Annotated in this window: 11 protein-coding genes and 1 pseudogene; 4 read left to right on the top strand and 8 right to left on the bottom strand. The window is 60.9% G+C overall.

What is annotated here, in order from left to right:
• Window positions 1-23: 23 nt before the first annotated feature.
• A complete protein-coding gene (tssA, locus tag BGRAMDRAFT_RS31245; RefSeq protein WP_006052918.1) occupies window positions 24-1,154 on the top strand; it encodes a type VI secretion system protein TssA in 1,131 nt (376 codons plus the stop codon).
• A 104-nt stretch (window positions 1,155-1,258) separates the two neighbouring features.
• Here tssA and BGRAMDRAFT_RS31240 read toward each other — a convergent pair whose 3' ends face one another.
• From BGRAMDRAFT_RS31240 to BGRAMDRAFT_RS31225, 4 genes are all read right to left on the bottom strand, one after another.
• Window positions 1,259-2,227 carry an OmpA family protein gene (locus tag BGRAMDRAFT_RS31240; RefSeq protein ID WP_006052917.1) on the bottom strand — a complete coding sequence of 323 codons (969 nt, stop codon included), beginning with the start codon at window positions 2,225-2,227 and terminating at the stop codon, window positions 1,259-1,261.
• 4 nt (window positions 2,228-2,231) lie between these two features.
• Window positions 2,232-3,224 carry a type VI secretion system-associated protein TagF gene (gene tagF / locus BGRAMDRAFT_RS31235; protein ID WP_006052916.1) on the bottom strand — a complete coding sequence of 331 codons (993 nt, stop codon included), beginning with the start codon at window positions 3,222-3,224 and terminating at the stop codon, window positions 2,232-2,234.
• The gene (tssM, locus tag BGRAMDRAFT_RS31230; protein ID WP_006052915.1) at window positions 3,221-7,099 is read right to left on the bottom strand and encodes a type VI secretion system membrane subunit TssM; all 3,879 of its coding nucleotides are present in this window, start codon (window positions 7,097-7,099) and stop codon (window positions 3,221-3,223) included. Before tssM ends, tagF begins: the two co-directional genes overlap by 4 nt.
• A gap of 270 nt (window positions 7,100-7,369) precedes the next feature.
• The gene (locus tag BGRAMDRAFT_RS31225; protein WP_044022024.1) at window positions 7,370-8,215 is read right to left on the bottom strand and encodes a M15 family metallopeptidase; all 846 of its coding nucleotides are present in this window, start codon (window positions 8,213-8,215) and stop codon (window positions 7,370-7,372) included.
• A gap of 125 nt (window positions 8,216-8,340) precedes the next feature.
• On the opposite strand from BGRAMDRAFT_RS31225, the gene BGRAMDRAFT_RS31220 reads away from it, so the two are divergent.
• Window positions 8,341-9,303 (top strand): hypothetical protein, encoded by a 963-nt coding sequence (locus tag BGRAMDRAFT_RS31220; RefSeq protein WP_006052913.1) that lies wholly within the window; start codon window positions 8,341-8,343, stop codon window positions 9,301-9,303.
• A gap of 162 nt (window positions 9,304-9,465) precedes the next feature.
• Window positions 9,466-10,602: a nucleoside hydrolase gene (locus tag BGRAMDRAFT_RS31215; RefSeq protein WP_006052912.1), complete on the top strand. Its 1,137-nt coding sequence runs from the start codon at window positions 9,466-9,468 to the stop codon at window positions 10,600-10,602.
• A 49-nt stretch (window positions 10,603-10,651) separates the two neighbouring features.
• Here the strand turns inward: BGRAMDRAFT_RS31215 and BGRAMDRAFT_RS31210 are convergent, their stop codons facing one another.
• Both BGRAMDRAFT_RS31210 and BGRAMDRAFT_RS31205 read right to left on the bottom strand, forming a co-directional pair.
• Window positions 10,652-11,608: a LysR family transcriptional regulator gene (locus BGRAMDRAFT_RS31210; RefSeq protein ID WP_006052911.1), complete on the bottom strand. Its 957-nt coding sequence runs from the start codon at window positions 11,606-11,608 to the stop codon at window positions 10,652-10,654.
• An 869-nt stretch (window positions 11,609-12,477) separates the two neighbouring features.
• A complete protein-coding gene (locus BGRAMDRAFT_RS31205) occupies window positions 12,478-13,530 on the bottom strand; it encodes an NAD(P)-dependent alcohol dehydrogenase (protein WP_006052910.1) in 1,053 nt (350 codons plus the stop codon).
• Window positions 13,531-13,870: 340 nt separating this feature from the next.
• On the opposite strand from BGRAMDRAFT_RS31205, the gene BGRAMDRAFT_RS31200 reads away from it, so the two are divergent.
• The gene (locus BGRAMDRAFT_RS31200) at window positions 13,871-14,869 is read left to right on the top strand and encodes an AraC family transcriptional regulator (protein ID WP_044022026.1); all 999 of its coding nucleotides are present in this window, start codon (window positions 13,871-13,873) and stop codon (window positions 14,867-14,869) included.
• Window positions 14,870-14,888: 19 nt separating this feature from the next.
• Here BGRAMDRAFT_RS31200 and BGRAMDRAFT_RS31195 read toward each other — a convergent pair whose 3' ends face one another.
• Together BGRAMDRAFT_RS31195 and BGRAMDRAFT_RS31190 are read right to left on the bottom strand one after the other, a co-directional pair.
• Window positions 14,889-16,367: a sensor domain-containing diguanylate cyclase gene (locus BGRAMDRAFT_RS31195; protein ID WP_006052908.1), complete on the bottom strand. Its 1,479-nt coding sequence runs from the start codon at window positions 16,365-16,367 to the stop codon at window positions 14,889-14,891.
• A gap of 129 nt (window positions 16,368-16,496) precedes the next feature.
• Window positions 16,497-17,879: pseudogene (locus tag BGRAMDRAFT_RS31190) on the bottom strand (adenosylcobalamin-dependent ribonucleoside-diphosphate reductase); the annotation flags it as partial.

Here is a 17,879-nt window from a genome sequence, read left to right as displayed (position 1 = left end):
ATGAAACTTGAAAGCTCCATGCCATGCCGATCGATCTGAATACGCTGCTTGCTCCAATCAGTGAAGGTGCGCCCTGTGGCGAAGATCTTCTGTTCTCCGCCGACTTCGATGCAATCCAGCACGCGCGGCGTTTCGAAGACCCGTCGCTCGACCAGGGCGAATGGGTCACCGAAATCAAGGAAGCCGACTGGCCGCTGGTGATCGAGCGTTCCAGTGCCTTGCTGCAGACGCAAACGAAAGACTTGCGCCTTGCCGTGTGGCTAACCGAAGCGCTCGCGATTGAAGAAGGCGTGGGCGGTCTCACGCAGGGCTATACGCTGCTCACGGCGCTGTGGGAGAAGTACTGGGACACTGTCCATCCGCTGCCCGAAGGCGACGACACCGAATATCGCCTTGGCAATGTCGTGTGGCTAGTCGGGCGAACCGGCGATCTGCTGCGTGCAATGCCGCTCACGTCGTCGCAAGGGAATGCGTACAGCACGATCGATTGGGACGTCGCCACGCATGTCGCGCAAGCGGTAAAGCGCGATCCCGATCATGCCGACGACATCGCGCGCGGCAAGCCGTCCATCGAGCAGATCGACGCGTCGAAACGTGCGACGCCGCCCGCGTTCTATTCGACGTTGCTGGCCGATCTCAAGGCGTTCGAAACGGCGATGCTCGCGCTCGAACAGGAACTGGATCGTCGCGCTGCGGACTTTGCGCCAAGTTTCCGTCAGGCGAAAGACGCCTATGAAAGCGTCTATCGTCTCGCCGAACGCTTTGCGCGCGAACTCGGTGTGACCGCACAAGCGCAGCAGACGCCCGGTAGTGGATCGAGTGCTTCGGCAAGTCATGAACACGCGCACGAACACGAACGCGCCGAGCCCACTTTCAAGACCTCACCGCAACGCGAGGAACCTGTGTTGACGACCACGCCGACCCACGCAGTCGCAGGAATCCAGAGCCGCGCGCAAGCCGTCGCGCAGTTGCGCGCGGTGGCCCGTTTCTTTCGCAGTACGGAGCCGCACAATCCGGCTGCGTACTTTGCCGAGAAGGCTGCGGAAGCGGCGGACATGCCGTTGCATCAATGGCTGTCGACGGTGGTGAAAGACGACGGCTCGCTCGCGCACATTCGTGAGTTGCTGGGTGTGAAGCCTGAAGAAAACAGCTAGACGTCCGCGTCGAAATTAAAAAGCCTGGCCTGGGTCGAGAGAACCCAGGCCAGGCGTTTTTCATGCTTCATGCGTGCCTTTGCAGCAAGCACGCAGTAATCTGCTTAAGATCCGGCGCGGAACTCGATGCGCCGGTTGCGTGCGCGTCCGTCGGCCGTATCGTTCGATGCAATCGGCTGATCGGGTCCGACTCCAGTGGTGCTCATTTGTTGCGGCGGAATGCCCTTGGCGACGAGATAGCCCTTCACGGCATCGGCGCGTGCCTGGCTCAGCGCGATATTCGACGTGCGATTACCCGAGTTGTCAGTGTGACCGATGATCGCGACAGTCTTCGTCGCCATCTTCAGCATTGCTGCCGCCATCTGATCGAGAATCGCGCGGCCTTGCGGCGTGAGCGTTGCACTGCCGGTTTCGAATTCGATCGTGCGATTCGCTAGCGTCTGATCAAGCAGGCCCTGTTCGGATGCACTGACGCGCAGGCCGTTCTTGATCGTATACGTCGGATTCAGCGCATTCGCCATGTCGCTTGCGAGTTGCTGACGCTGCGACTCGTTGCGCACCTCGCCTTTCACGTCGATCTGCGTGCCGTCTATCTTCAACTGTCCTTTACTGATCTGCTTGAGTTGCGGGCCAATCAGTTTTTGTACATTGGCGGACCAGTTCGGCGGCGTCGCGACGTCGGCGACTTCGATCTGATCCACTACGTTGGCCGAGCCATACGTGTCGCGAAGACGCGCGAGCACCGCGGCTTTGGTCGCCTCGTCCGGTACTTTTCCGCCGACCACGACCTGGCCCGGCGCCGCGTTCGCGGGCGGAGGCGAAGCCGTGACCGCGCCGGTGCCGGCGCCGGTCGTGCCGCTTGCGAGGCCCGCCGTATTCACTGCGGGACCCGCACTGCCTGCCGTAGTGGACGAAGGCGAGGGGAGCGCCGTCGTGCGAATCGAAATGCCGCTGTTGTCGACCGGCGTGACGCGTGCGGGGCCGTCGTTGTCGGCGTGAGCGAGCGTGCTGAACAGGCCGCTAACCAGCAGGCTCGCGAGCAGCGCGCCGATCGCGGTGCGTGAATAAGTCATCGCGTCACGCTCCCGTGAAGGCTTCGCGGAACGTGTCGATGCTGACGCGCAAGGACAGTTGCGGTTGGTCGAGGTAACTGACGAGCTTGCTGATGCCATGATCGTTCTGTGCGTGTTCGTCGATCCACTCGGGGTCGTCGATATCGATGTTATGGGCTGCGTATGCTTGCGGATCGACCACACTGTGCAGCGTTTTCGCGGACGCACCGTTAAAGCCGATGATGAGCCGCTCGCGCTCCGCGATCGTGCCGATAAAAATAGCCAGTTCGAAATCCGCTTGCGCGACGAACGGCGCGATCAGTTCGAGCCAGAATGCGGCGACGAGGCTGCGATAGAACGGATCGTTCGGCAACGGCAGCGTGAGCCCGCGTTCGAGATGCGACGAACCGCTTTGCATCACGGGGCGCAGCAGCGAACCGAGCGCGAGCATCGCGCCGCGCAAGCGCACCGGATGCCCGCTTGCGAGCAGCATCTGTTCGAGTCCGGCGAGCGTCTGATGTTCGACGAAGTCGTTGAACGTGCCGTCATGCGGATTGCCCGGACCGCCGCCGATTTCGATCGGCACCTGCGTTTCGCCGAGCGCCTGCAATGCGCCGGCCGGCTCGCTCACGCCAAGCAATGGTTTCATTTGCGCCGACACGCGCGACCACAAACGCGCGAACGCAAGCGGACTGTGCGCGAGGAACGTGAGCGGCTTTTCGACTTCGAGCGCGGTCGCGGCAAGAAATGGAAAGCGTCGCGACGACTGATCGTGACTCGCGACCATGTGCCCCGCAATCGCGAGCTTGCTGCGCGAACCGAGAAACGCGAAATGCATCGGCTTCGCGTTTTCGTAGACGATCTTCCAGCGCGGGTCGTCGGTGAGCAGTTCCATTGCTTCGGCGATCCAGCGGTCGAGCGTCGCAAGCAACTGCGGGTTATGCGCGCTTTTCACGAAGTCGCCGCGCGACGGAATTTTGCCGAAGTACGCGATTTGCGCCTGCACGGTCTGCGTCATTGCGCACCTCCTGTGTTCGAAACCGCGGTCGTCGCCGGTCGCGCCGCTGTTGCCGCTGTTGCCGCCGTTGCCGCGGGCGTTGCGTTCGCGGCCGTGGCCGTGACCGAATTCGCCGCCGCGCTGACGTCGGCCACCGACGAAGGCAACCGCAAGCCGCGCAGGCTCTGCTGCTGCGGCGCGTCGCTGCTGCCGCCCGATGCTTGCGACGTGCTGATGATGCGCATGCTGACCGCCACCGTGATGTTGCCTTGCGTCCACGACAGGTCGAACGTGCCGTCAGGCCGGCGCTTGCGCTGCGCCGAATTGATCAGCTTCTCAAGACCGTAGCGGCCCGGCTCGTTGACGAGCTGCAGCGTGCGGCCGTCGAAAGTCGTGGCATTCAACGTCGCGCCTGGCGAGCCCGACGGATTCGGCCACACGAAGTTGGTCCATTGCGGCGGCGTGTTGCGATAGCGCATCTGCTGACCGTCGATCGCAAGCGTGTACTCGGTCGTGCCGCTGCTCGGTTGCGGCAGGATCTGGAACACGGTCTGCGGTTCCGCGGAGCCCTGGCCTGCCGACGCGCCCGCTGCGCCGCCCGCCAGCGGCGCGACCCAGCGCGCGAATCCGCTGGTGAAGTCAGGCGTGAGCGCAAGGCCCATGTCGCCCCACGTGCGAGCGGTGAGGGTGTCGCCGCGGCGCACTGCAAGCGGTCCGAGCGTGGTGCCGACGAACTTCGCAATCGAGCCGTCCGGTCCGAACACCTGCGCGATTTCACCGGCGCCCGCTTCGACTTTCGCATCGCCGGCAAAGGGATATTTGTTGGCGAGCGAGTTCTGGAACGTCTGGTACACCTGCGCGTTCCACACCTTGTTGACTTCGACGCTGGCCGGCTGGATCACGACCGCATACGCGGCCATCAGCGGACGCACGAGCAGCGGACGCAGGGCTTTGCGTTGCGAATCGGTGAGGCCCGTCAGCATCTGCTCATCGACGTACTTCAGCGAATCGGCAAGTTCGGAGCCGCTGCCGTCGAGCGTCTGCTGCATGAGCTGACGCGCGCCCGGTCCAGGATCGCCCTGATTCTTGATCACGTTAAAGCGCGTACGGACTTTCGACAGCGTGTCCATATAGCCCTTCAGCATCGAGCCGTTATCGCCGGTCTGAACCATGCGGCCGAGCGCCGAGAACTCCTGGCCGATCGGGCCCATCGGCATTTCGACCGGATTGCCGTTAATGTCGATGTTCGCATTCAACTGACCCGTCGGCGCGCGCGAGAACCATTGCTTGAACCAGCTCGTCACGCCGCTTTGCGCGCGCTTCAGGTTTGCATTGAAGAGCGACGGGTTATCCCACGAGGTCTGGTCATACGCGGTTTCGAGTACTTTGCGAATCGGCGAATCTTGCGGATCGCCGAGACGGTTCATGGCATCCACTGCCTGACCGAAGCTGCCGAAGCTCTGCACCGCAATGCCTTGCATGAACTTCTGCCAGTGCATTGCATAGTCGGTCTTGTACATCGTGACCAGTGCTTTCTGTATCTGTTCGGGACTGCCTTCGAGCGTCAGGTCGTCGTGCGCGGAGGTATTGAGCACCCAGTCCTTTGCTTGCAGTTCTTTTGTTGCGGCCTCGCGGATCGCGGGCTGCACATACTGGAACCACGCTTCGCGCGTGAACGTGCCGGGAATTGCATAGCTGCCCGCCACCAGCGCGGTATTGTTTTCACCGACGATGCGCGCGATCGTCATCGGCGCGAAGCGGGTCGACGCACGTGCCTTGATCTCTTCATAAACACGCTGACGCGCCGGCATGCCGCGCACGACACGGCGCAGGTTCTCACGCGTTTGATCGACGAGGCCGAGGTTCTGGTCGATCATCGGCCAGTCGTCGTCGGATACGCGCGCCAGGTAGAAAGTAATCATGCGCTCGGCGCTGCGGATCATCTCGTCGCGAGGCATGTTGCCGCGATTCGTTTCGAGCCAGCCGCGCCAGAAGCGCGCCACCTGATCCGTCAGATGCGCCGTTTCCACATGACGCTTGTCGCTTAGCATCAGATACGTCTTGAGCGCGTTGTACGCGTCTTCCACATTGGTCGGCGATGCGTCGCTGTAGAGTCCGCCCTGGCTATTCGCCGCCATTGCGTTGTGCGCGGAGACCGGAATCGCGGCTGCATCCGGCGTGCGATTGAGCGGCGTGAGCTGATCGGGATGCGCGTTGACGTCCTTCAGGAACGACGCGAGGTTCTGCGAAACCGGATCGAGCAGGATCTGGCGCACGCCGTTGTAGTACTCGGTGAGAAGACGCTGCTCCAGACGATCGCCCTGATAAAGACCGAACGACACAGCGAGCGGCTTATCGCGGCGGAACTGTTCGAGCTGGTCGATGCGGTCTTCGAGAACATCCATGGCCTGCAGGCGCGATTGCAGATCGTTGCGGTTCTGCTGCAAACGCACGACGTTGTCCAGATCGGCTTTGACGTTCTCCGCGAGTTGCTGATTGTTAATGGTCGACCACGTCCAGCCGCCCAACGCGAGCGCGAGGACCGCGACAAAGCCGAAGAAGGTCGCGTAACGCATACGCGTTTTCGCGGGACTGGCGAATTGCCTGACCGTTTGCCGGTCGGCGAAGATGACTTTGGAAAACAGATCGCGCAGGAAGAAGCCGTTCTTCGAAAACGCGCTGTGCGGTTTCGGCATGCTGTCCGCGCTCAAACCGAAGCGGTTCGCGATGCGCGTGGCCGCGGCGCTATTGGTTTCGCCTTCCTGCAATGCGCTCGTGAAATAGAAGCCGCGGAAAATCGGCTTGTACTGGAACGGGTTCGTTTCAAACAGCGTGGCGAGAAATGCGCGGAGTGCGGGCTTGATTGTCGAGAACTCGAGCGGGAAACTCAGTTGACCTGGCGAGAGCTTGTTGCCGCGGTTGATCGACATCTGCGCGACGCTGATTTCTTTCAGGCCGTCGTAGAGTTCCTCGAAATGTTCATCGAAAAGGCCCACCACGTCGCGCTTCTCGTCCGGCTCGTAGGGCAGGGTGGCGCCCCATACGCGGTCGTATTCGTGACGCTCGCTGCCGCTGAAGAACTCGGTGAAGCCGGTAATCAGATCGGCCTTCGTGAACATCACGTAGACGGGCGCAAAGACTTCCAGCTTCTCGGTCAATTCCTGCACGCGCTGGCGCAGGTTCTTCGCGAGATTGATCGCAAACTCGGGCTTGCTGCTGGTGAGTTCCGCGATGCTCGCGGTCACGATGATGCCGTTGATCGGCGCTTTGGGCCTGAAGCGCTTGAGCAGGCCGAGAAAACCGAGCCATTCGGTGCGGTCTTCCTCATGCACCGAATAGCGGCCTGCTGTGTCGAGCAGAATGCCTTCCGTTGTGAAGAACCAGTCGCAATTGCGCGTGCCGCCAATGCCGTGAATCACCGCGCTGTTCTTGTCGGCGAAGGGGAATTGCAAGCCCGAATTGAGCACGGCGCTGCTCTTGCCCGCTGCGGGGTTGCCGATCACGATGTACCACGGCAACTCATACAACGCGGAGCCGCCCGACACCTGGCCGATCTTCGAAGTCTTGATCGTCTTCACTGCATCGACGAGGCGCGTGCGCAGTACGTCGAGTTCCGCCTGACGCGCCGGCGTAGGCGCGGGTCCGGCTTCGACGCTTTGTTTTTCAGCCTGCTGCTCGAGCATTTCGCCGAGTTTGTTATTCGCGCGACGCGCGCGCAGGCGGCGCACCGCCCATACCAGCAGCCATAACGCGACGACCGCGCCGAGCGCGATGGCCGGCCACATCAGGTCGATCTGCAAGGTATCGGCGCCGACGAACAACACAGCAGCGAGCGCGAGCAGGCCGATGATCGAGAGCGTGCGTGGATGGGTCAACACGTTGAGAAAGCGTCGCATAAGCCGTTCAGGTCTTGGTGATATGTGTTGTGGCGCGTGCTGTGGCAAACGGCATCACGCGCGTGCGGCGTTTGAAAATGGAGCGAAAGAAATCGAAAGCCGATTCACGCGGAACGGTAAAACGGCCGAATTGTTAAATCCGCGATTGCCGGCGCTGCAAAAGCGGGCGGACGAATGCGACGCTGTATGCCGGATTGCGGTTGGTATTGCCGCTTTTTGCCAGAAATATTGATTGAACGCCCCATTTTCCAACCTCTTGTGCCGCCGCGCTTAATGACCCCGCCCGAGAACGAAGCCGGGTTTGTGATATTCAACGTGCCCGAGATCCATCATTTTCCAGCGGCCGCCCCATGTCAGGCCGACCTGCTCGGCTGTTTGTCCATATAACTGATAGCCTCGCATGGCCCAGGGATCTTTTTCTGAAATGACGAGCTTGCCGTCGCGCAGAAACGCATTGTCCGCCGCGAGGCCGTATTGGTGATAGCTTTGAAACGCAGCGGCATTGGTGACATTGCTCCCAATTTGCGCGAGCCGGTTTTGCCGCTCCGGACTGCGATAACCTTCCAGCAGGGCCATTTCGTAGCCGTACTGCTCGTGCATGATTTTGTAGACGAGCAATAGACGGGTTCGGAAATCCGCATCGAGCAAATTCCAGTCGCGGCTTGCGTCTTTTAGCGCTGGCCGGATCTGCTCGACTTCCCGCGTGGCGAATACCTCCGGCGGCAGCGGCGGCGGGGGCACGAGCTGTTCGCCGTTCAATAATGCGGCAATTTTCTCATCCGGCACCCGCGCGGTTTCGTCGAATTGGAATAACTGACGACCCCGTAATCCCAATGCCACCAATGGCGGCGTCGCAAGAATACCTGTGGTGGTAAAAATCAGCAAGCGCCGGCGCGCCAGTAATTTTTTCATATCCACTACGGTAGATTGCGAAATTCTTGCCGAGCGTGCTAATTGACCGCGCGCATGCGATGCACGGCGCGATGCCCCGCGCATAACCCGGCCGTGAATTGTCTGCGCGGCGCCTAATAAAGAAGCGCGCACCGCCGGCAAAAGCAGCATTGCGGCGATGAGCACTGCGACGGCGAAATAGGCAAGAAGTACTACGGCAATCAATGGAGACCCCGGAAATTGGAAACAATTGTATTTTGTAATGCTTGCTCTTAGAATCAGGCCTGCTCGGAGAGGAGCCGGAGCGGTATTATCACGGCGAAATAATCCAGGATTCAATGAGACAGTGAATGAGTGCGCCGGAAAATTCAAATTCCAAAGCCCCGCCAAGCCTGTTATCCGATAAGGCTAAAGGCGCCGACGGCAATGGTTCGCGAATTCTCGCGAATCTGGAAGGCCGCGTCGCGCCGCCTGCCGATAAACCACGCCGGTCCCGAACGCCGCTTGCGCTTGTCGCATTGCTCGTGATAGCGGCGGGCGGTTGGGGCGCGTGGCACATGCAGCAACGCGGGCAAAACGAGTCACTGGCTGCGGCCGCGCCGGCGAGCGCGGTGAACGTCGGCAAGGCGGCGGTGCCGGCATCGGCGGTGAACGGCGCGGTGCAGGTCGCCGCGAATGCGCAAGCGCCGGCGCCTGCTTCGTCGCAAGCCGCGACGATCATCGCCGATGACAGTGACAGTAAAGCGGCAACTGCGTCGTCTGCATCGGCGGGCGCCGCGGAAAGCCGTCTGTCGCGCGCGTTGGCCGATGGTGCGGAGCCGAGCGGCGCTTCCGTGCCGGTTGCTTCGGTTGCTTCCGGTGCTTCGGCCTCGTCGGCGCACGTTGCATCGACGGCGAAGCACGACAAGAGTCCGGCAATCGCGAGCAAGAGCAAGCACGAAGCCGGCGCGCACGGCAAGAAAGAAAGTGCCACGGCAAGTGCGAGCAGTCATCGTTCGAGTACGACGACTGCCGCCGCGCAATCGAAGAAAGCAAAGCCGGACGCAGCGTCGAAAGATGATTCGGATGCCGATCTATTGGCCGCGCTCGTCGCACGCACCAAGCCCGCCGATAGCAAGACAAGCGCCAATAATTCGGCGACGAAGGTAGCAACCTCGGCTGCGCCCGGCAATGCGAAGCTCGCCGAGCGCGTCAAAGAATGTGGGCAGCGAGGCTTTTTCCAGGACCAGTTGTGCCGCTGGCGTGTGTGCGATGGTCATTGGGGCAAAGACCCCGCATGCCCCGGCTCGACGCCGCAAGCGCGTCAGCCCTGACGTTCGCCGCGCGGGCGGTTTACTCGAAAGACGGATCGTGAGGCTCGTGTTGTTTGCGAGCCTCGTCGACGCACACGTTTGACGCATGTTTGATTTGGCCGCCGTTGCGTTTATGATGACTCTCCTTAGTCGCACACCGATGCGATAGAACAGGAGACATCAATGAAGCGGTTTCTCGTGGCATTGAGCTATGTAGCAAGCGTCGTGACTGCTCTCGCAATCGCGGCTTGCGGCGGCGACAATCTGAACGCAACCAATCCCCCGAAAGTCATTATCGACAGCGACTACAACACGCTGAGCGACGACGGCCAGCTTGGCGTCATGGCCGCGCAATTGCAGGCGCAGGGATCGTTGAAAGTACTCGGCATTACGGTCGTGTCGGGCAATCAGTGGTTGAAGCAGGGCGTCGCCGATGCATTGAAATCCGTCGAACGGCTAGGCGTCGAAAAGCAGATCGGCGTTTATGCCGGTGCAAACTATGCGTTGTCGCACGATTTCGCCACGATCCAGGCTGAAATGGCCCAATTCCCCGGTGGCGACGGTTATCTCGGCGCGTGGGGAACACCCGAACCGAAGTCCGATAGCGACCTCGTCGCGCCGCCTGACGGCTTCGCAACGCATACGAAAGTGCAAAGCAAAAGCGCGGTGGATTTCATCGTCGACTCGGTGAAGCAGAATCCCGGCGAGGTGACGATTCTTGCGATCGGACCGTTGACGAACATCGCGCTTGCCGCGCGTCGGCATCCCGAGATCGTGCCGTTGATCAAGCAGATCATTTATATGGGCGGCGCGATCGACGTGCCGGGCAATACGACGCCGACCGCCGAGTTCAACTGGTGGTTCGATCCGCAAGCCGCGAAAGAGGTGTTGCGTCTGCCGATCAAGCAGGTTGTCGTTCCGCTCGATGTGACCGACACCGTGAAGATGGATAAGGCGCTCTATGACCGGATCGCGCATGACCCGTCGAAGCAGACCATCATTACGCAGTTGTTCAAGACGTTGAACGGTTATGGCTTCGACGGCAAGAACGGTTTCGAGACGAACCCGAACTACACCACGAACATCTGGGACACGCTGACTCTCGGCTATTTGATGCATCCTTCGTTCGCGACGCAAACGGTCGACGAGTGGGTCGATGTCGATATGAGCTTCGGCGCCAATGATGGAAAAGCGACCGGCTATACGAGTTCGCCGCCGGCTGGTCTGCAGAAGATGACGATCATCAAGCGCTTCGACAATCAGAACTTCTTCAATTTCTATGTGGACTTGCTGACGCGGCCAGTGCCGGTGCCGGGCTGATCGATTGATTGATGCGTTGAACGTGCTGCGAGCCTGCATCGAATCCGCTTCAGGCGGGATGCAGGCCGCGCAACAACTGGCGCACGCGCGAGAGATCCTGATCGACGTGCTCGGTCTTTTCGAACAGCTCCGCAAGCCAGTCGACGAAAGCACGCACGCGCGGCGACACACGGCGATTCTTCAGATAAGCGACCGAAACCGGCATCGGCACGGGTTTCCATTGCGGCAGTACTTCGCGCAATTGTCCTGAGTCGAGGTACGGTTGCGCGGCAATTCGCGCGGGTTGAATGAGCCCATGGCCTTGCAGTCCGCAGGTGAGATACGCCTGCTCGTCGCTCACTTTGATAAAGCCGTTCACCTTGACGCTTTGCGCTTCGCCGTCGACTTCGAAATCGAACGCCACTTCGCGGCCGCTATTTGGCGACATGCAATTGACAGCCACATGTCCGCGCAAATCGTCGAGGTCGGTCGGCGTGCCGTAACGCGCGAGATAGTCGGGACTCGCGCAGGTCACATGTTCGAGCGTGCCGAGTTGTCGCGCGACCAGATTCGAATCGGGCAGTTCGCCGAGCTGGATGCTGCAATCGATTCCTTCGGCAACCAGATCGACGGTGCGGTTGCTGACGCCGATGGCGAGATCGAGATTCGGATAGCGCGCGTGGAAGTCGTCGAGAGCGGGCAGCACGATTGCGCTCGCCACCGAGCCCGGCATTTCGATGCGCAGGCGGCCTGTGAGGTTATCGGTGGCGTGACGGATGCTGGCTTCCATCTCGTCGATGTCCGCGAGGATTTGCGCGCAACGTTCGTAGTAGGCGGCGCCTTCGGGCGTCACGCTGATGCGCCGAGTGGTGCGTGCGAGCAGTTGCGTGCCGAGTAGGGCTTCCAGGTTCTGGACAATGGTGGTCGCTGTCGCGCGCGGAATGTTCAGGGATTCCGCTGCGCGGGTGAAGCTGTTCGTGTCCACGATTCTTAGGAAGGTGCGCATTGCTGTTATTCGGTCTAGCATTTGGGCCTCTCGGGGTTGGGTTTTTTGCCTGCGGCGGGGCTTTTTTTGGTTGGGTTTTTTCGGCTTTTGTTTTTGGCCTTTTGTTTTTGGCCTTTTCTTGAATTCGTTGTGGTCTATTTGCGTTGCCCCTGTGCGGGGCGGCACCTACTTTCTTTGCCGCCGCAAAGAAAGTAGGCAAAGAAAGCGGGCTCACACCGCCAGCTTATAAGTGGGTCCCTCGTTCGGAGAACGGAGTGGTGCGTTTAACATCCGTGCCCTCGCGCATTCGGCACTCGTGACAAGGCAGTCATGCTTCCCGCCTCGCACTACGTGCTCGCCGGAAGGGTTGGCTTACACCATCCGCTCGCGTTTTCGCGCGGCGGGGGCCGTCGGCTGCGCCTCGGCGAGGCGTTGTTGGGGCGATCGCTTTGCGTGGCAGGGCTCTTAATGGCTGCATCGGATCGTGGCTGCATCCAATCGTGCTGCATTCAATCGTGCTGCATTCAATCGCGCATTTGAATGAGCACCCTCGATGAAAGCGAGGAGGGTGCAACGCGCTAATGGCTCGCAATCCCAGACACCACCGACCACCCGACGGGCTGGGAACGACCGCACGGCGCGCGAAGCGCCGCCGGAAAAATGACTGCATTGTCACGAACGCGGAATGTGCGAGAACACGGATGTCAAACGCACCACTACCCGCTCCGAACCGGGAGACCCACTTAAAAGCTAGCGGTGTGAGCCCGCTTTCTTTGCCTACTTTCTTTGCGGCGGCAAAGAAAGTAGGTGCCGCCCCGCACAGGGGCAACGCAAATAGACCACAGCGAATTCAAGGAAAGGCCAAAAGACCCAACCAAAAGAAGCCCGCCGCACGGCAAAAAAAACCAAAATCACTTCCGCATGGAATCCAGATCAATAACAAACCGATACTTCACATCACTCTTCAACATCCGCTCATAAGCATCATTAATCTTCTGCATCGGAATAATTTCGACATCCGAAGTAATCCCATGCTCGCCGCAAAAATCCAGCATCTCCTGCGTTTCGGCAATCCCGCCGATCAGCGAACCGGCCAGCCGGCGGCGCTTGAAAATCAGGTTGAACACTTGCGGCGACGGATGATCGTGCTCCGGTGCGCCCACCAGCGTCATCGTTCCATCACGCTTCAGCAGGTTCAAGAACGGATTCAGGTCGTGCGGCGCAGCCACCGTATTCACGATCAGATCGAAGCTGTTCGCATGCGCTTCCAGTTCTTCCGCGTTCTTCGAAATCACCACCTCGTGTGCGCCAAGCCGCTTGGCGTCCTCGATCTTCGACGGCGATGTCGTGAACAGCACCACATGTGCGCCCATTGCGCGCGCCAGCTTCACGCCCATGTGGCCGAGGCCGCCCAGGCCGACAATGCCGACCTTCTTGCCAGGACCCGCGCCCCACGTGCGCAGCGGCGAGTACGTGGTGATGCCCGCGCACAGCAACGGAGCGACGCCGGCAGGGTCGAGGTTTTGCGGCACACGCAGCGTGAATTCCTCGTCGACGACGAGTTGCGTCGAATAACCGCCGTAGGTCACTTGCCCGTCGACGCGGTCCACGCCGTTATACGTGCCGACAAAGCCGTTCTCGCAGTACTGCTCGAGGCCTTCCGCGCAGCTCGCGCAGGTCCGGCACGAATCGACGAGGCAGCCGACGCCCACCAGATCGCCCGCCTTGTACTTTGTCACGTCCGGGCCCACCGCGGTCACACGGCCGACGATTTCATGACCCGGCACCACCGGATACATCGTGTTCTTCCATTCGTTGCGAGCCTGATGCAGGTCGGAATGGCACACGCCGCAAAACAGCACTTCCATTTGCACATCATGAGCGCGCAGTTCGCGGCGCTGGATTTCGAACGGGGCGAGCGGCGCGCTGGCGTCGGTCGCGGCATAGGCATAAGTCGTGCTCATGGGTAGTTCTCCAGCAAAGATGGGTGATGTCAGAAGGCGCCGGCAATGGGCAATCGGCGACGGGCGACGGTAATGGCAATCGGCAACGGACAACGCATGTCGCGCATGCGCCTAACCGCACGGTTCGGGTCGCGGCGCGTGATGAAAGCGCGAATGAAGGTCGTCCAACAAACGTCGCGCAGCAAAGCTCATCCGACAGGGTTCCCATAGTAGAAGCCGACGGCGAGCCAGTGAATACCTGAATGTCTTGAAGATTTGCCTAAAACTCCTGAGGCGAAGCGCGCCAGGCAGTTTGATGCTAAATTTCAAGCACTATTCTCTTGTACATCACTATTTCGTCATGTCGCCGAGCCTCTCGCAACCGTCGTTGTCTTCCGCCGAATTTCCACTCGCGCACGCCGCTCATGCTGCGCAGCAACGCCTGATCGAAGTGTTCGACGCGCTCGCGCCCAAGCCGGGCATGACGCGCTCGAGTCTTGAAGGCGTCAATCTGATGCGCGCGAATAGTCCGTTGCCGCGCATGCCGGTGATGTACGAGCCGAGCATTGTGATCGTGTGCCAGGGGCGCAAGCGCGGCTATCTCGGCGACCAGGTGTTTCAGTACGACGCGCAGCAGTACCTCGTGCTGTCCGTGCCGCTGCCGTTTGAGTGCGAGACTGAGGCGACCCCGGACGAGCCGTTCCTCGGCATCTCCATTCGAGTCGATCTGACGATGGTTGCCGAGTTGCTGATGGCGCTCAACGAAACGCAGGGCGCGGCGCGCAACGAACCGCTCGGCATTTATTCGACGCCGCTCGATCCGGCATTGAGCAACGCGGTGCAGCGTCTGCTGGACGCGTTGGTGTCGCCGCTCGACGCGCGCATTCTCGCGCCGGGCATCGTGCGGGAGATCTGCTATCGCGTGTTGACCGGCGAGCAGGGCGATGCGATTCGCGCGGCGCTTACGCATCAGAATCATTTTGGACGCGTTGCCAAGGCGCTGCGCCGCATTCACGCCGACTATCATGGCGCGCTCGACGTCGATACGCTCGCCGCCGAAGCCGGCATGAGCCTCGCGGTTTTTCACGCGCAATTCAAGGCCGTCACGGCGACCTCGCCGATGCAATACGTGAAGACCACGCGTTTGCATCACGCGCGTTTGCTGATGGTGCAGGATGGTTTAAACGCGGGCGCCGCGGCCGCAAGAGTCGGTTATGAAAGCGCGTCGCAATTCAGCCGCGAATTCAAGCGTCTTTTCGGCCTGAGTCCTGTCGACGAAGTGAAGCGCATGCGCGCAATTTACGACTCGCCGCCGCCGCGCATCGTGAAGCCCGTTGCGCGCTATGTGACGGCGGTGTAGAGAAAGCGCTTCGCGTTCATTAACCACCGCTAATTTTCGCATCCGCCTGATTGGCGTAATGCGAGCGCTTTTCGTCGTACATCTGCAGATCGGCGCGTTGCACGCCGGCTTCAAGACGGTCGCCGCGTTGGCACGTCGCCATGCCCATCGAAAAGCTGAGCGGCGAACCCGGATAGAACTGGTTGTTCATTTCGACGAGTTTGCCGACTGCATCGATCATCGCCGCGCCGCCGCGCTCGTCGGTGCCCGGCATCAGAATCGCGAATTCGTCGCCGCCGATGCGCGCCGCCTGAAACGGCGGCTCCATCGCTTTGGCCAGCACTTCGCCCGCACGGCGCAGCAGCGCATCGCCGGCGGCGTGGCCGAGCTGATCGTTCACGCGCTTCAGTCCATTCAGATCGGCGATGATGATCGTGACAGGCCACGGCCCCTTGCGTTCGAGCCGATTCAATTCGTCGACATAGAACGAGCGGTTGCGCAGCTTCGTCAGCACGTCGTGCTTGCCGAGAAACTCCAGGTACGCCTCCGCCTTCTTGCGGGCGGTGATGTCGGTCAATGCGACCAGCACCAGGTCCCAGTTGTTCTCATGCCCCGGCAGCACTGAAAATTGCAGGTGCACATGCACCTCGTTGCCGTCGAGCGAATAGTTGAGTACCTCGCGCTGCTGGAACAGTTTGCCTTCCCACAGATCGAGCAACTGCTCGCGGAAATGCGGACGCATATCGTCGCGGAACACATCGGGCAGATGCGCGAGCAGCGTTTTTTTATCGGGCGCGGCGAACATCTCGAGCGTGTGCTGGTTCACGTCGAGTACGTGAATCTCCTGCATGCAGCGCTCGACGAACTCAGGGTGCACGTCGGTGAACACGCGAAAATCGCTAATGCCTGCCGCGCGCGCCTGATCGAGCAGTTGCTTGACCGCGCTGAAGTCTTCGACCCATAGCGACACCGGAGAATGTTCGAAGAGACCGCGCGCGTATTCCTCGGCGAGCGTCATACGATGCCGCGCGCTTTCCAGTTCAGTGATGTCTTCCACCGACACCAGCACGCGGTCCCAGCGTTCTTCATGGCCCGGCAGAATAGAGCCTTTGAGCAGCACATCGAGTCGCCGTCCAGCGAGCGTGTAGTTGACCGTCTGGCTCGTGAAATGCGATTGCCCGGCCCACAACTGGCAGAGTTCCTCGAGATGCGTCTTGAGCATGTCGTCGCGGAACACAGCGGCGAGATTGCCGTTGAGCGTGTCGAAGTCCGCGGCCGCGAACTGCGTCAGCGTCTTCTGATTGACCTTCACCACGCGAATGCTGCGCGCGCATTCGGCGACCTGTTCGGGCGCTTTGGCGAAGTACGCGCGCAGATCGCTCACGCCCTCGGCGCGCCAGGTATCGAACAGATCGCGCACGCCGCTAAAGTCCTCGACCCACAGCGAGACGGGCGCGAGATCGAACATTTTCGAATCGTCGTTAGCGGGCTTGGTAACGCCTGGCGAAATATCCAGCATGAGAGTCTCGTCGCGGAAAGTGCGGCTATTCTACGGCTGGTTGCGCATCGGTCTAAAAAACAAACCGCTTTCCAGTGTCAGCACTTTCGACAGGTGCAATAGCGGGGCGAGAGATCCGCTAACGCTAATTCACCCGCACGCTCCCACTTCGCCGCAGGCCGTGCAGAAGTCGCATCCGTCCTTGCGGATCACGGCGTTCGCGCCGCACGATCCGCATTTGCGACCGAGCATCGTATGCAATCCCGGCATCACGCCGGGCTGCGTCAATTCCGCTGTGTGCGCGTCGGCGGGAGCGGGACGGATGCCGAAGTCCGCGGACAGCGCCGTTTCCGCTTTCATCTGTCCGCGCGGCAAACGTGCGAGCAGACGCGATGGAACCTGATTGCCCTCGGCGTCGAGAAAACCGCGGCGATGCAGAATCTGCTGGATCGCAAACGCGAGCGCGGCCACTTCCGAATCGTGCCAGCGCGGCGTGCGATGACCGTCCAGACGCTGCACTTCGCCAAGCCGCACTTGCCCGCGATCCCACGAGACCTTGCGCATGTCCTGCAGATTGCGCGCGACGAAACCGCCACGCGCGGCGAGCGACAGCGAACGCATGGTCGCCGTGATCCATTGCTGCGATTCGTCGCGCTGACCGGTCGGAATGAAGAACTCGATGGGCCGCTCGATCGTCACGTCTTCACCGCCGAGACGTCCGGTCACTTCAATGAACGACACCGCCACGTACAGCGATTTTTTGCCGGCTTGCGTCAGGTACTCGACCTTTTCGATGATCGCCGGCAATTCGCCTTTCGGCCGATGATCGATTGCGATTCGCAACGGATCGAGGTCGCTTTCGGCGAGCGTGTCGTCGGCTTGCGCCGGACTCACGCTCAGCACGGCGCCGAGCGTTTCGTTCGGACGATAAGTCGCGAGACCTTTCAGGCCGCTTTTCCATGCATCGAAATAGAGGCTTTCGAAGGCTTCGAACGGATAGTCGGCGGGCACGTTGACGGTCTTCGAGATCGACGTGTCCACATAAGGCTGCACCGCCGCCATCATGTCCAGATGATCGCGCGCGGACATCTCCAGCGCGCTGACGAAGTAGTCGGGCAGCCTGGTCACGTCGCCGCCGAGCTCGCGATAAAGCCGGTACGCGTAGTCTTCGACATCGAACGATTCGCGGCCGCCGTCGGCCATCACCTTCATGCGCGTGTAGGTCCACGAGAAGGCCGGCTCGATGCCGTTCGACGCGTTGTCCGCGAACGCGAGGCTCACGGTGCCGGTCGGCGCGTTCGACAGAAGATGGCTGTTGCGGATGCCGTCGCGGCGAATCGCTTCCTTGATGTCCTCGGGCAGCCGCGACGCGAAGGTGCCGGCTTTTAGGTAGCTCGCGGTATCGAAAAGCGCAAACGCGCCGCGTTCCTTCGTGAGTTCCACCGACGCGCCATACCTCTCGTTCTCATCAGCCGGGCAATGCGCACCGCGTAGTAGCGGCCTTCTGCGAGTTGTAGCCAGCCGAGCATCTCG

Origin of the sequence: Paraburkholderia graminis C4D1M (assembly GCF_000172415.1) — a bacterium.
Classification (GTDB): domain Bacteria; phylum Pseudomonadota; class Gammaproteobacteria; order Burkholderiales; family Burkholderiaceae; genus Paraburkholderia; species Paraburkholderia graminis.
This window is presented reverse-complemented; position numbering and strand designations above follow the sequence as displayed.